This is a genomic window from Oceanobacillus phoenicis (assembly GCF_047238145.1).
Lineage (GTDB): Bacteria > Bacillota > Bacilli > Bacillales > Amphibacillaceae > Oceanobacillus.
In genome coordinates, this window is sequence record NZ_JBDFME010000001.1 from 3,352,180 (window position 1) to 3,366,204 (window position 14,025).

The 14,025-nt window shown below is 34.6% G+C and carries 13 protein-coding genes; 4 read left to right on the forward strand and 9 right to left on the reverse strand.

Annotated elements, in window-relative coordinates; all coding sequences use genetic code 11:
* Nucleotides 1-8: 8 nt before the first annotated feature.
* The 5 genes from ABC346_RS16860 to ABC346_RS16880 form a co-directional block, all read right to left on the reverse strand.
* Nucleotides 9-2,945, reverse strand: a complete 2,937-nt coding sequence (locus ABC346_RS16860; RefSeq protein WP_413235957.1) for an ATP-binding protein — start codon at nucleotides 2,943-2,945, stop codon at nucleotides 9-11.
* Between the two features lie 4 nt (nucleotides 2,946-2,949).
* On the reverse strand, nucleotides 2,950-4,158 hold the full coding sequence (locus tag ABC346_RS16865; protein WP_413235958.1) for a metallophosphoesterase family protein: 1,209 nt from the start codon (nucleotides 4,156-4,158) through the stop codon (nucleotides 2,950-2,952).
* Between the two features lie 133 nt (nucleotides 4,159-4,291).
* Entirely contained in the window at nucleotides 4,292-4,501 is a 210-nt protein-coding gene (gene copZ, locus ABC346_RS16870; protein WP_413235959.1) for a copper chaperone CopZ, read from the reverse strand.
* Between the two features lie 22 nt (nucleotides 4,502-4,523).
* Nucleotides 4,524-6,905 carry a heavy metal translocating P-type ATPase gene (locus ABC346_RS16875; protein ID WP_413235960.1) on the reverse strand — a complete coding sequence of 794 codons (2,382 nt, stop codon included), beginning with the start codon at nucleotides 6,903-6,905 and terminating at the stop codon, nucleotides 4,524-4,526.
* A 12-nt stretch (nucleotides 6,906-6,917) separates the two neighbouring features.
* Nucleotides 6,918-7,217 (reverse strand): metal-sensing transcriptional repressor, encoded by a 300-nt coding sequence (locus ABC346_RS16880; protein WP_413235961.1) that lies wholly within the window; start codon nucleotides 7,215-7,217, stop codon nucleotides 6,918-6,920.
* A 160-nt stretch (nucleotides 7,218-7,377) separates the two neighbouring features.
* Between ABC346_RS16880 and ABC346_RS16885 the strand changes: the two genes are divergently transcribed.
* Nucleotides 7,378-7,992, forward strand: a complete 615-nt coding sequence (locus ABC346_RS16885; protein ID WP_413235962.1) for a YdhK family protein — start codon at nucleotides 7,378-7,380, stop codon at nucleotides 7,990-7,992.
* Nucleotides 7,993-8,206: 214 nt separating this feature from the next.
* Here the strand turns inward: ABC346_RS16885 and ABC346_RS16890 are convergent, their stop codons facing one another.
* Both ABC346_RS16890 and ABC346_RS16895 read right to left on the reverse strand, forming a co-directional pair.
* The gene (locus tag ABC346_RS16890) at nucleotides 8,207-9,472 is read right to left on the reverse strand and encodes an ABC transporter permease (protein ID WP_413235963.1); all 1,266 of its coding nucleotides are present in this window, start codon (nucleotides 9,470-9,472) and stop codon (nucleotides 8,207-8,209) included.
* Nucleotides 9,465-10,364 (reverse strand): ABC transporter ATP-binding protein, encoded by a 900-nt coding sequence (locus ABC346_RS16895; RefSeq protein ID WP_413235964.1) that lies wholly within the window; start codon nucleotides 10,362-10,364, stop codon nucleotides 9,465-9,467. Before ABC346_RS16895 ends, ABC346_RS16890 begins: the two co-directional genes overlap by 8 nt.
* Nucleotides 10,365-10,700: 336 nt before the next feature.
* Between ABC346_RS16895 and ABC346_RS16900 the strand changes: the two genes are divergently transcribed.
* Nucleotides 10,701-10,886: a YhzD family protein gene (locus ABC346_RS16900; protein WP_413235965.1), complete on the forward strand. Its 186-nt coding sequence runs from the start codon at nucleotides 10,701-10,703 to the stop codon at nucleotides 10,884-10,886.
* Between the two features lie 65 nt (nucleotides 10,887-10,951).
* On the opposite strand, the gene ABC346_RS16905 is transcribed toward ABC346_RS16900, so the two are convergent.
* Nucleotides 10,952-11,305 carry a YlbF/YmcA family competence regulator gene (locus ABC346_RS16905; protein ID WP_413235966.1) on the reverse strand — a complete coding sequence of 118 codons (354 nt, stop codon included), beginning with the start codon at nucleotides 11,303-11,305 and terminating at the stop codon, nucleotides 10,952-10,954.
* Between the two features lie 146 nt (nucleotides 11,306-11,451).
* On the opposite strand from ABC346_RS16905, the gene ABC346_RS16910 reads away from it, so the two are divergent.
* Both ABC346_RS16910 and ABC346_RS16915 read left to right on the forward strand, forming a co-directional pair.
* Nucleotides 11,452-12,351 (forward strand): PucR family transcriptional regulator, encoded by a 900-nt coding sequence (locus ABC346_RS16910; protein WP_413235967.1) that lies wholly within the window; start codon nucleotides 11,452-11,454, stop codon nucleotides 12,349-12,351.
* A 91-nt stretch (nucleotides 12,352-12,442) separates the two neighbouring features.
* Complete coding sequence (locus ABC346_RS16915) at nucleotides 12,443-13,540, forward strand: ABC transporter ATP-binding protein (RefSeq protein WP_413235968.1); 1,098 nt, start codon at nucleotides 12,443-12,445, stop codon at nucleotides 13,538-13,540.
* A 113-nt stretch (nucleotides 13,541-13,653) separates the two neighbouring features.
* Here the strand turns inward: ABC346_RS16915 and ABC346_RS16920 are convergent, their stop codons facing one another.
* Nucleotides 13,654-13,845, reverse strand: coding sequence for an alpha/beta-type small acid-soluble spore protein (locus tag ABC346_RS16920; RefSeq protein WP_017796266.1), 192 nt, complete (start codon nucleotides 13,843-13,845; stop codon nucleotides 13,654-13,656).
* Nucleotides 13,846-14,025 lie beyond the last annotated feature (180 nt).

Below are 14,025 nucleotides of genomic sequence, written 5' to 3' on the forward strand. Positions count from 1 at the left end.
CTACTCTACTATAATTGCAATACTTCTCCATCTACTAGTTGCATAATTTCTTCTTTACAAGTAAATAAAATCACTTGTTGATTTTTTGCAGTACCACGTAGTATATCTACCACACGCTCCATTCGCTTCGAATCAAAATGTACCAAAGCATCATCGATTAGGAATGGCATTAAATATTGTTGGCTCATGATCTTACTAATCGCAAATCGTAATGAAATATACAGCTGATCAATTGTTCCTTGTGATAATTCATTCACAAGAAATTTTCTTTGTTCTTTTGTTTCGACCATAAATCCTTGATTTTTTGTTGGTGCATATATTTTAACATATCGTTCATCTGTTAAATCACTAAAAAACACCATTGCTTCATGGATAACGCTTGTCAAATATTGATCTCGATAATTTTTCTTTGCTTCTACTAAATAAGACTTCGCAACTTTTCGAATTGCCCATTGTCGAAACAAACCATTTAATTTTTCTTTTTCTAATTCAACCTGATGTGTCTTTCTCGACAATTCACTTGAGCCTTCTAATGAATTGATGGTAGCTTGGACTTCTGCAAGATCATTTCGAATATCCTCAATCTCTTCTTCTAACTCTTTTAATATAACATTTTGCTTTTCTTGCTTTTTCACATAATATTCATTTGTTTCTAATCGCTTAATATTAGATTCAAATCCATCTGGAAAAATAGTGATTAACTGATTTTGCAATTTATCGTTTCTTTCTCTTAAGGACACTACCTCTTTGTATAGTTTAGCATTTTCATAGAATGAATCTTCGTCTGGTACATTAGCTTGTTCTAATAATTTATCGATAGACTCTTGATAAACTTCGATAGATTGACTTAGTTGTTGCTCAAGAGTCCGTTCTTCTTGCCGGTGTGCCCTATAATGTTGATAATCTTGGAGTGCGTGGTTATGTTGTTCATTTATCTCTTGTAGTTGTGCAAGAACAGTTTCAGGATCATCTACATCTAATTGTTGATGATTATCTATAGACCATTGTTCACATCGCATTATATAATGATCAATCTTCGTTGACTCTTGTAGAGAATGTCGTTCATTTTCTTGCAATTGTTCATTTAATTGAAGTAGACGCTGCAAATGATGGAATAATTCTGGCCAGTAGTCCACATCAATTGAAACTAGAAAAGGGTATAGGCTAGCTTGTTCTTGCTTCTGTTTATCTAATTGTTCTAATCTCTCATAAATATTCGTTTGCTTCCTTTTCCATTCCATCAAAGCTAACTCATTGTCTTGAATCTTTTTATTTATTTGTTCGATTTCTTTTTGTAAAGCTTCTTGCTCTTCTAATATATTTCTTGCTTCATGATATTCTTCCGTTGTTACATCAACAAACGCAACATCATTAGAATCATTAGCATCTGACATACCATTCACCATATCAATCGTTTGCTTATTTATACGCATTATACTAAAGCCAAAACCAATTACGATTATGGATAATATCGCTAACCAAAACTCTGTAAAAACAAATGAAGTTAACATAAAGATACTTGCTAGAACAATAGAACTGTACAATATTTGCTTGTTCAGTCTCTTTTTATGATGCTTAGTTCTTTGCCATTTTTGATGCATTTTTTGATTTTCAGCTTGTAGAACCTGACTAGTTTGGTAAGCATCGATACGTTGTCGTAATTCATCTACATGAGCTTCATGTAACAATTGATTATTTACCTTCTTATGCTGTCCTTCTAGAAATACTTTTTCTTCAATTAATTGACTATTTTGTTGTTCTAACTGTTGTTTTTCATAGAATAATTGTTCTGCGTTTGATCGAATCTTCCCCCATTGCTTCTCTAGATAAAATGGCAATGCTAGTTGATTTAGTTCGGATATAGTTAAATTCACATGTAACTGTTGTGTCTCTTCTTCTAATCTTGCTTTCTGTTTTGCAATAAGTTTAACTAGTCTTTTTTTCTCTTCTATAGCAAATTGAACTTCATTATACTGACCCAATAACTCGTTTAATTGTTCTTGTGTGGAAGTAGGTAATAAAAGTTCTTTCACCTCTAATATCTTTTCATGGTATTTTTCAATATTACTTATTCGTGTACTTCTTTCACTTCGAAGAGGAAGAACAAGCTCTCTATATTGATCCATTCTCTCTACACCATGTTCTGGGAAGTCCGCTATATGCTTCGAATTATGGAGTTGACTTTGGATTATTTTAGCCTCTTTTAGTAGAGGTAAAGCCTGTATCAACGTATCAAGCTCCCTTCGTTCTTGACGAAGCTTCATAATCTCTTGCTGTGTTGTTTGATAACGCTGTTGTAGATATTGCTGTCTTTCCACTTTTTCATGGTATGTATTTTCGTTCTTTCTTAATTCATCTAGTTTTTTGGATTCTTGCTGTAATGATGTTAATTGTTCGTTTATCTCTGGCTTTCTACCAGAAGGCTTATATAAACTTCCTATTTCTTGATCTAAGCGTCTCTCCACATCATATATAATCGATGATCCTGTTAACCCAATACTTAACAAAATTTCATTAAGTTCTTCCTCTTGCATTGTTCGAATATGAACTAGATCTGTATCCGAAAATGAAAAAATAGATCGATATGTATCTAATCCTATTCCGTTTAGAAGTTGCGTTAACCATTGCTCATCCTTTTCTGATCCATCCTCTAAAATACAATTTGCTTTACCCTTACTCTCATCATCTATACGCTCTATAATAATGCGATGATATTCTGGTGTCATAATCGTCATACGTCCACCCATTTTACTACTATTCTTTGGTTGATAGAATTTTCTTTGTTTCGGCGACATACCAAAAAGCATAAATAAAATAAATTGTTGTAACGTAGATTTTCCAGACTCATTTTCACCATAAATTGTCGTAATTTCAGAGGATGAGAAAGTAAATTGGTGATCTACCCATTGTCCAAAACCATAGATAGTAATATCCTTAATTCGCATAATCTCATCCTTTCCGAAATGCATCTTGTAAAAATTGGTCTGCTTCTTGTTTTATTTCATTAATTTCTGATTCTGATAACGTATTGATATACTTTCTAGCTTGTCTATTTTGATACAATTCATCTAAAATTGGTTGAATAGCCACCTCATGTACTTGCTTTTTTATCATATTAAAAAATGGACTATCTTCCATAACTTGATTATTTTTCGGCACTTGCATCGACGTACGATATATATAAACCCATGGCGACTTTGTGATTGATATTTCATTTATTATATCAATCCATTCATCTATGCGTGACTGTTCCCAGCTATCAAATTGTTGTTTATTCATCTTTATGATTAATTCTATTAACACTGGATGATCTAATTGAGGAAGTGACTGTAGAACAAGCGGTTCAATATTATGTAGAAATTCAATACTAGACAAATCTAATTCTAGTTTTTCGAAACGAATTGACTCTAAGGATATAAATTGTTTTTGAACTTCAAACTCGTTCATTTCAACGAAATAGCATCCTTTTTCACCTATTTCTTTCCGATGACGACCTTGTATATTCCCCGGATAGATAATAGGTGGGGATTCTGAAAGCACTTCTCTTTTATGAATATGACCTAATGCCCAATAATCCATGTGAGCATTCTTCAGTTCCTCTAAATGAAACGGCGCATAAACATCATGCTCGGTATTCGTAGTTATACTTCCATGCAATAATCCAATATGATAAGGTACATGTTCACTTATGCGTTGATAGTCTGAAACCTTCGAATCATGTACCGCTCTATTTTCATAACTAAACCCATAGATATGAGCTAGGGTTTCTTCTTTTCTATTATATGGATAGTAAGACACGGTTTCACTAGTAAACATATGTACATTATCTGGAAATTGTACTGATAAGGAATGTTCATTTAAATAATCATGATTGCCATAAGAAAGAAATACTTGAATATTATGTTCCCGCAGTTTTTGGAAAGCATCTCTTAGTCGTACTTGTGCTTTTAAACTTTGATTATCGTTATCGTATAAATCTCCTACTAATAATAAAAAGTCTACTTTATGAATAATTGCTCGTTCTATTAATTTATCTAATGTTGTAAATGTACTTTCTTGAATCTCTTGAAAAATTTCACTAGGAATATTCTGTAATCCTCGAAAGGGACTATCTAAATGTAAATCTGCTGCATGAATAAATGATATCGATGCTACCAAATCGCTGCACTCCCTTCTTTGCTTCTTCTCCTTATTCTACCAAACAGCAAAACAGAATGCACGTTCTATTTATTTGTAATTAAATACCCCCTTAAAACAATTTTATAATTGAAGGGGGTATTTATTAAACCGCTTATGAAGCTACTACATCATAACCTTGCTCTTCGACGGTATCTACTAACAGTTCGGTTGTAACGTTATTATCATCAAAAGAAACTTCAACTTCTCCTGAAGAAAGATTAACCTTTGCTTCTGACACACCTTCCACACCATTTAGAGCATCTTCCACCGATTGTTTACAATGTCCGCATGACATTCCTTGTACTTTCATTGTTTTTTTCATCTATTATCCCCCCCTTTCAAGGTTACATTTTTACTTTTTTTAGCCTTAATGAGTTTGTAACAACACTCACTGAACTTAAAGCCATCGCTGCACCAGCTATCCAAGGAGCTAAAAATCCTAACGCTGCAATTGGTATCCCTGCAGTATTATAACCAAAAGCCCAGAATAAATTTTGCTTTATATTCTTTATCGTTGCTTGACTAATCTTAATAGCTTTTGGTACAAGGAGAAGATCTCCTCCTAAAATCGTAATATCAGCTGCTTCAATTGCAATTTCAGTACCTGTTCCGATTGCAATTCCTATATGAGCCATAGCAAGAGCCGGAGCATCATTAATTCCATCTCCAACCATCGCAACTGTAGTTCCACCTTTTTGCAGTATTTTTATATTTTCAGCTTTCTCTTCTGGTAATACTTCAGCAATAATATGATCTATCCCCGCTTGTCGTCCAATTGCTTTCGCGGTTCGTTCATTATCGCCAGTTAACAAAACCACCTGTATATTCATGGCTTTTAATTGATCTATAGCTTCCTTAGCATGTTCTTTAATCGTATCCGCTACAGCCACAGTACCACGAATCTTCCCATCAATGGCAACTAACATAGCAGTTTTTCCTTCATTTTCGAGTTTTAATAGATGTTCATCCTCTTTTACGCTATCTACCTTATATTCTTTCATTAATTGACGATTTCCAACAATAATATGCTTACTATCCACGATTGCAGTTATACCACGACCAGGAATAGCTTCAAAATCAGTTGTAGGTTTTAAAGACAGTTGTTTTTCCTCTGCATATTGTGTAATTGCTTCAGCAAGTGGATGTTCCGAACCTTTTTCTGCACTCGCTAATAATAAGAGCATTTCTTTATCTCCAGTAAAATCAGTAACAACTGGTTTCCCATGCGTGATAGTCCCTGTTTTATCAAATACCACGGATTGAATCTTATACGCTTGCTCTAGATGTTCTCCACCTTTGAAAAGAATACCATTCTCTGCCGCACGGCCAGTTCCTACCATAATAGAAGTCGGCGTTGCCAAACCTAATGCACATGGACAAGCAATAACTAATACAGCAATTGATGCTACTAAAGCAGGTTCTACTTGAGTTGGTTGTACAAATAGAAACCATACAAAGAAAGTTATTATCGCAATCATGACAACAACTGGAACGAAGAATCCTGAAATTACATCTGCTAATCGTTGTATTGGAGCTTTCGATCCTTGAGCATCTTCTACAGCTTTCACAATAGATGATAATGCAGTATCATTGCCTACTTTTATTGCTTCCATTTCAATTGAACCGTTCTTATTCATTGTCGAACCTATTACTTCTGTTTCCATATTTTTTTCCACAGGAATAGACTCTCCGGTAATCATCGATTCGTCAACAGATGTTTTTCCTCGTTTTATGATACCGTCAACCGGTATTTTTTCTCCAGGTTTTACAATAAGTCGATCCCCAACTACTACTTCTTCTAAAGGAATCATAAATTCTGTTCCATCACGTAATACTCTTGCTTCTTTAGCTTGTAGATTTAATAACTTCGTAATAGCAGTTGTCGTTTGCCCTTTCGCCCGCGCTTCCAAGTACTTCCCAAACAATACAAGCGTAATAATAATTGCACTAGTCTCATAATAAAGATGTGGATGATAAGCAGAATTATTAATTGTTAATAATCCTTCGTACAAACTATAAAAGTAAGCTGCACTAGTACCAACTGCAACTAATACGTCCATATTTGCCGTTTTATTACGCAAATTTTTATACGCTCCCACATAGAACTGCCAGCCAATCCAAAACTGAATTGGTGTTGCAAGCACAAATTGGAACCATGGATTCATGAAAAATGAGGGAATCTCGATATTAAATAGATGTACAAGCATCGTCAATCCTAACGGTAAAGATAATATCGCAGATACAATCAATTTCTTTTTTGTCTTTACTAACTGTTTTTCTTTCTGTGATGCTTTATTTTGATTCGCATTTTTTGAAACAGCATTATACCCAATTTTTTCTATTTTGTTAATGAGTTGTGAGTCTTGAACGACATCTGGATAATAATACACCATACCCGTTTCAGTTGTAAGATTTACGGTTGCTTCCTTAACACCGTCCATTTTGTTTAATACTTTTTCTATTCGATTAGAACATGCAGCACATGTCATCCCGTTTATATCCAGATCAACCTTCTCTATCTGAATTCCATATCCAATCTTTTCAATTTTTTCAGTTATATCACCATTCGTAATTTTGGTATCATCGTATCGAATTGAAGCTTTTTCAGTAGTCAAATTGACATTAGCCTCAACTCCATCCATACGATTTAATACTTTTTCTATACGGTTGGAGCAGGCGGCACATGTCATTCCTGTAATATGATATGTTGATTTTTTATTAGTCATAAGACCCACTCCTTACTTCGTAAATTGTTTTAATACACTCATTACTTCTTCAATAGCTTCATCACCTTCGCCTGACTTTACTGCATCACTGACACAATGCTTCATATGTCGCTCCGTGATTTCAAATCCTACTTTTTTCAATGCAGCTTGAATGGCACTAATTTGAACGAGTATATCTACACAATAACGATCCTCTTCTACCATCTTTTGTATTCCTCTAACTTGTCCTTCTATACGTTTCAAACGGTTTATTACCGCTTGTTTTTCAGCATTTGATCTTGGATGATTTGTATGTTCATGTAATGAATCCACTTTCATCACTCCTTCATTATTCTAGTAATACTATACCCCCCTAAAGTATCTATGTCAATAAAGACGCTTAGTCATTATCTATTATTTTCCAGTTTTTACGTTTATCACACTTCGATTGCGTGAATAATAGTTCTACAACACGTGAAAGGAGCTTATAACTATGATAAAGAAAATTGGATACTCGGTTGGGGTATTCGTACTGCTGACGGGACTATATGCTTGCAATAATGATAATGAAATTGATGAAAATGAAGAAAGAAACCTACTTCCTGATAATGAACAAGTTCCTGAAGGAGATCTCGAAGAAGACAATCAAAATGAACATGAACACTCGGACCATGATGAAAGTGGAAAAATACCTGATGGTTTAGAAGATGCAGAAGATTCTACCTACGCAGTAGGTGATGAAGTAACAGTCACAGCAACACATATGTCAGGTATGGAAGGAGCTACTGGAACAATTGTTGGTGCTTACCATACCACGGCTTATATGATTAGTTATCAACCAACGGATGACGGTGAGATGGTTAAAAATCACAAATGGATAATCCAAGAAGAAATTGACAACCCAAATGAAGACCCTTATAAACCTGGAGATGAAATAACTATAAATGCCAATCATATGAAAGGAATGGATGGCGCAACAGCAACTATTGAAGATGGTATCGAAACAACCGTATATATGATTGATTATGTAACCGAATCCGGTGAAGAAGTAAAAAACCATAAATGGGTGACCGAAGAAGAACTTGAACCTAAGTCAAATGAATCATAAGCAAACTTGTCAGGGACTCTTTACACATCATTTAATTTTCCCTATAGTTGAGCTTTTTCATAGGCGGTCATTTTATACAGGTACTGCTTCAACTTTTACAAATCAACTCTTTTATTATCTATAAGTATGTATAACAATAAAGGGGAAAGTCATCACAGGTTGACCTTCCCCTCTATATATTAGTTTCATAGTATGTGATTAGTCAGTAAATAAGTTACTTTTCTTTTTTAGAAAGCTTCATTGCTTTTTTAAAGTCTTTCAACGAACCCGACTTCCCATACATTAATACCCCGCCACTGTATACTTTTGCTCCTACATAAGCTAATAAGGCAATCGTCCCAATCAATAAACCGAATGATAATACAATTTCCCAAACGGGAACATTAAGCATACCTACTCTTAAGAACATTATCATTGGAGCAAAAAATGGTATAAATGAAGTTACTGTTATTAAAGTTGATTCAGGCATCTCCAACCCAAAAATTGCAATAAAGAATGCAATCATTATGAGCATGATCATTGGCATAATAAGTTGATTTACATCCTCAATACGACTAACTAAAGAACCTAACATTGCAGCTAGGGTAGCATAGAGGAAATATCCCAGAAGGAAGAACACGACTGCATAAATATAAATAGAGACATCATTGTTCGTTAAGCCCATATAATCGAAAAATTCTCCACCTATGTCATCCATTTTGGAACTAATCAAGAAATACCCTACTCCTAAGAACAGAAGTATTTGCGTTAAACCGAGCAATGCAACACCGATAATTTTAGCGAACATATGTGTAATAGGAGAAGCACTTGATACTAATATTTCCATTACCCTTGAAGATTTTTCAATTGCTACATCCGTTGCAATCATTTGGCCGTAAACGATAACAGCCATATATAGTACAAACAACATCACATATACAATACCACGTGCTTGACTCATTTCTTCAGAAGTTCTTGCTGTTTCATCTAATTGAGTTGCTTCAAATGGTACTGGTGCGTAGATCATTTCTAATGTTTCTTGATCTATTCCTGACTGTTGCGTACCGATTGCAATTTTTAGTTGTTGAAGTTGATTTTGTAAAAATAATTGCTCCCCGCTATCCGAAATCCGATTCGCATAATACGTACCAACAGGTAAATTATTCTCATCTGTTTCAATTACAAGAAGTCCATCGTACTCCTCTTCCTGAACAGCTTGTTTCACTTTATTCTCTGATTCATTTACAGATACAATCTCTAATTCTTGGTCATTCACAGCAGCTAAGCTTTCGTCTAATAAGTCAAAATAATTTCCGGATTCATCAATAACAGCAATCTGCTCTGAACTCTCTTCTCCATCACCAGCAAAAGTGTCAATTATTGTTGGTAAGTTAGCCAATCCTATAATTACTAATAGCATGATGGCAGTACTAATTAAAAATGATTTTGATTTCACTTTTGATAAGTATGTATGGGATAAAATAATCCAAAACTTATTCATACGAAGCACCTACCTTTGCAATAAAGATATCATTTAACGAAGGTTCTTCAAGTTCAAATTTACGTATAAATCCTTTGCCTTGTAGTGATTCAAATATTTCTTGTGCCACTTCTTCACTATCAATTTGAAGTTTACATCCATCATTTAAGGCCTTGTACGAGGAAACTCCTGAATGTGCCCTTAAGAATTCAAACGATACATCTCCGCGAATATGCAGATTCTTCTTCCCATATCCTTTTTTGATTTCTTGTAATGAACCATGCACAATAGGAGAACCCTTTTGTAAAATACAAACATGCTGACATAGTTCTTCTACATGTTCCATTCGATGTGAAGAGAATACTATAGATGTCCCTTGTTCTTTTAGCTCGATAACCGCTTCCTTTAACATTTCTACATTTACAGGATCAAGGCCTGAGAATGGTTCATCTAGAATCAACAACTGTGGTTGGTGAATCACCGCAGATATAAATTGGATTTTTTGTTGATTCCCTTTTGATAATTCTTCTACTTTTTTATTTAAGTATTCTGGTACACGGAAGCGATCTAACCACTTTATTAATTCTTCTTCAATTTGAGTTTTTTTCATTCCTCTTAATTTACCGAGATAAATGATTTGCTCTTTCACCGTTAGTTTCGGATATAAACCTCTTTCTTCTGGTAAATAGCCAATTAGATGGCTTTTATCATATGAAATCGACTCGCCTTTCCATGTAATGTCTCCTTCGGTAATGTCTAATAAACCAAGAATCATACGAAATGTTGTCGTTTTTCCCGCTCCATTCCCGCCAAGAAAACCAAACATCTCCTGCTCAGGAATTTCCAATGAAAGATTATTCACAGCAGTGTGATTGTCAAATCGTTTTGTTACATTATTTAGCTGTAACGTCATCGTTGATTTACCTCCTTCTCTATATTTATAGGGTACACTCCTACTAAAGTGTATATAATGTCCTATTTAATTACAATACTTTTCAGATAATAAAGTGAAACTTCATTACAAAGGGGTTTTTGTTCTTCCTCAATTGAATGTTTGTTAGTAACACAAGGGTATAACCTAAATGCCCTTGAACAGAATCGAACATCTAACAAGCAATTTGTCTCTCCTCTTTAGCTAAGTTGCCTCCTATTCTTGATTGGGGAATACCTCCGTTAGGCGGGATGAATTGCCAGAAAATACCGAAATGATTTATAATAATATGTAAAGGAATGGAGGGGGATTTGGGGTATGAGAACCTATGCATTAACGGTATTTTCAAAAACTGGAGAAAAGTTATTGGATACATCATTTACTGCAGAAAACGATGAGTCCGCAAAAGAAATCGGACAAGCACAGCTTGAAGAAGAAGGATATATGGAGCATACGCATCGTTGTGTCAGTCCTGAAGCAAAATTAGTGCTATTCCATCGTTAGATTAGACTTAAAAATAATAAAAAAAGGGTGCTATCCACCAAGGTTGGTAATAGCACTCTTATAAATTAATTTTGTTCAGCTGTTCCATATAATTCTTCTAACGGTTTTGTTATGATTTGGCTAATCTCATTAATTAAATTGTTTAAGCGTTGTTCTTCTTCCATTAATTTAGAGATGCCCTCATGTTGTTGAACTGTTTCTACAACTTGTCTTGCTTTTTCCACTTCTTCTTCTGTAATTTCGATACCTTGCATCTGTTTTTCTTGAAGGTTAAGTTGCGTATCACGGAAGTCTTCAAACATTTGTTTCGCTGTTGGTTCTCCCATAACTGCTTCATATGCTTCTTTTAAGCTTTTGAACTCATCACTTTCACGTAAAGCTTGTTCTAAATTATTAGCAACATCTAGTGTATTTGCCATCTTTATTTCATCCTCCTTGATTTGTCTCCATGCTACTATAACAAAGGTGAACTCCGATGTATACCAATACCTATTTGATTTATTACAGGAAATATCGATTATGTTGTTATAATAATATTATGATAATAAAAAAGGAGTACAGATAGATGATTCATACGCTGAAAAAATATTTTCCTAGTGTTCGCTCTCTACCCTCCAATACATCAAATCTTCCGTTAGATTATACTTGGTTTCAAACGGAGCAAGGAGAAGTAGTTGGCATCCAACAAAATGAATTGACAGAGAAAGATCATGCATTATTATCGGCTTTTTTAACTGAATACCACGTTAACTTACCACCACAAACCGAACGTGAAAAATTATGGACAAATAGAATAAGCGAAGAGGAAAAAGATCGACTTGAGGAATTTAACTCAGCTTTTCGATTTATTTATTTTCAAATCCGACAAGGTCATATCGAACCAGATATATTTAAAGCGACTATTCAAGAGTTTTTCACAGGACCTATATCCATTCTATGGCATAATGAATATGCCGGAATTTTAGTTGAAGAGGAAATTTCACAGCTTGAAGAATCGTTAAGTTATGCACAAATTTCGGACACATTAATGAGTGAATTATACATTAAAACTGCTTTCTATGTAGGACCCTTTCGGAACAGTTTAAAGGATATTGTGACGTACACAAATTTATTAACCGAGCAAGCTCCATCAAGTTTTCAATCTCATGATTCATCTGTTGTATCTTTTATTAAAGATTATCCATTTCATCTCATCAAGAATCTTAATAACCAAAAGAAAAACCAGTTAAGTAGTTGGATTTTAAAAGAGTTTTCAGAGGATATAGAGGTCCTAGAAACAATACAAACATTTATTGAAAGTAATTTAAATCTTACAGAAGCTTCAAAAAAACTGTATATGCATCGAAACAGCATACAGTACCGCCTTGATAAATTCCATGAAAGCACAGGGATTGATGTAAAGCAATTTGAACAAGCCATCACGGTATATTTAGCTATTCTAGCTAATATGCACAAAACAGAATAACATCTTTGTGCATATTTACCGTATCAACAATATCCACCCTCATGTACAATAAATGTAACCGATAACAAAAATGATATAGGGGGAGTAAAAAATGGCTGAATTACGCTTAGAACATATTCAAAAGAAATATGATAAAGAAGTACTTGCAGTAAATGATTTTAACCTACATATTCAAGATAAGGAGTTTATCGTCTTTGTAGGTCCTTCTGGTTGTGGTAAGTCAACTACTTTAAGAATGATTGCTGGACTAGAAGAAATTACCGATGGAGAATTTTATATCGATGAGAAGAAAATGAACGATGTTGCTCCTAAAGACCGTGATATTGCCATGGTATTCCAAAACTATGCCCTTTATCCACATATGAACGTGTTCGACAACATGGCATTCGGTTTGAAGCTTCGTAAATTTAAAAAAGAAGAAATTAAGGAGCGCGTGGATAATGCAGCCAAAATCCTTGGTTTAGAAGCATACCTAGACCGTAAACCAAAGGCACTATCAGGCGGTCAACGTCAACGTGTAGCTTTGGGACGTGCAATTGTACGTGATGCCAAAGTATTCCTTATGGATGAACCATTATCCAACTTAGATGCTAAACTACGTGTTCAAATGCGTGCAGAAATTCAAAAGCTACATCAACGCTTACAAACTACAACAATTTATGTGACACATGACCAAACAGAAGCAATGACAATGGCTACTCGATTAGTAGTTATGAAAGATGGAGTTATTCAACAAGTAGGAGCACCAAAACAAGTATATGATTACCCAGAAAATATTTTTGTTGGTGGATTTATTGGGTCTCCTTCCATGAACTTCTTTACTGGTAAACTAGAAGGTGGTCAGTTTACTACTGGAGAATCTAGTTTCACCGTTCCAGAAGGTAAATTAAAAACCCTTCGTGACCAAGGATATGAAGGAAAAGAATTGGTATTAGGTGTACGTCCGGAAGATATTCATGATGAATTAATATTTATTGATTCATCTCCTGGTACAAAGGTTACAGCAAGTATTGAGGTTGCTGAATTAATGGGTGCTGAATCCATTTTATATTCCAGTGTAGATGGCCAGGAATTCGTAGCACGTGTTGATTCTCGTACGGATGTAAAGGGTGGAGATAGTATTGATCTCGGATTTGATTTAAATAAAGCACACTTTTTTGATAAAGATAGCGAAGAGCGCATCAAATAATTCCTATCCATTTCGACGCAACAGAATTTATACCCAAAATCAAATAGTTCTTAAAGAAGGAAAGGGAAGCCCGGTTGGACTTCCCTTTCAGCCATATATTTTATTATTTAGATTTAGCCATGCAATTGTTGTTGAGCAGTTTGAACAAGACGTTTAGTAATCTCTCCACCTACAGAACCGTTTGCACGAGAAGTTGTATCAGCACCTAAAGACACACCAAATTCTTGAGCGATCTCATATTTCATTTGATCAAGAGCTTGTTGTACTCCAGGAACTACTAATTGGTTTGAATTGTTGTTAGCCATTAATATCACCTCCTGTAAGACTATTGTCTGCACATCCTCAAAACTTATGACAAATTAACATTGGTAATTTGTAGGAGAAAGGTAACAATGGTGATATAAGCCTGTTAAATATGTAATATAGGCCTTATACTAAGTAAAAAAGTATCCATTCACCTTTGAATGGATACTTTTTAATCATTA

Bases quoted from the DNA above. Each gene is read 5' to 3' on its own strand.
- ABC346_RS16905 (WP_413235966.1), bottom strand. From the start codon at position 11,305: ATGGCAAATACACTAGATGTTGCTAATAATTTAGAACAAGCTTTACGT.
- ABC346_RS16875 (WP_413235960.1), bottom strand. From the start codon at position 6,905: ATGACTAATAAAAAATCAACATATCATATTACAGGAATGACATGTGCC.
- ABC346_RS16920 (WP_017796266.1), bottom strand. From the start codon at position 13,845: ATGGCTAACAACAATTCAAACCAATTAGTAGTTCCTGGAGTACAACAA.
- ABC346_RS16915 (WP_413235968.1), top strand. From the start codon at position 12,443: ATGGCTGAATTACGCTTAGAACATATTCAAAAGAAATATGATAAAGAA.
- copZ (WP_413235959.1), bottom strand. From the start codon at position 4,501: ATGAAAAAAACAATGAAAGTACAAGGAATGTCATGCGGACATTGTAAA.
- ABC346_RS16890 (WP_413235963.1), bottom strand. From the start codon at position 9,472: ATGAATAAGTTTTGGATTATTTTATCCCATACATACTTATCAAAAGTG.
- ABC346_RS16910 (WP_413235967.1), top strand. From the start codon at position 11,452: ATGATTCATACGCTGAAAAAATATTTTCCTAGTGTTCGCTCTCTACCC.
- ABC346_RS16895 (WP_413235964.1), bottom strand. From the start codon at position 10,364: ATGACGTTACAGCTAAATAATGTAACAAAACGATTTGACAATCACACT.
- ABC346_RS16900 (WP_413235965.1), top strand. From the start codon at position 10,701: ATGAGAACCTATGCATTAACGGTATTTTCAAAAACTGGAGAAAAGTTA.
- ABC346_RS16860 (WP_413235957.1), bottom strand. From the start codon at position 2,945: ATGCGAATTAAGGATATTACTATCTATGGTTTTGGACAATGGGTAGAT.
- ABC346_RS16885 (WP_413235962.1), top strand. From the start codon at position 7,378: ATGATAAAGAAAATTGGATACTCGGTTGGGGTATTCGTACTGCTGACG.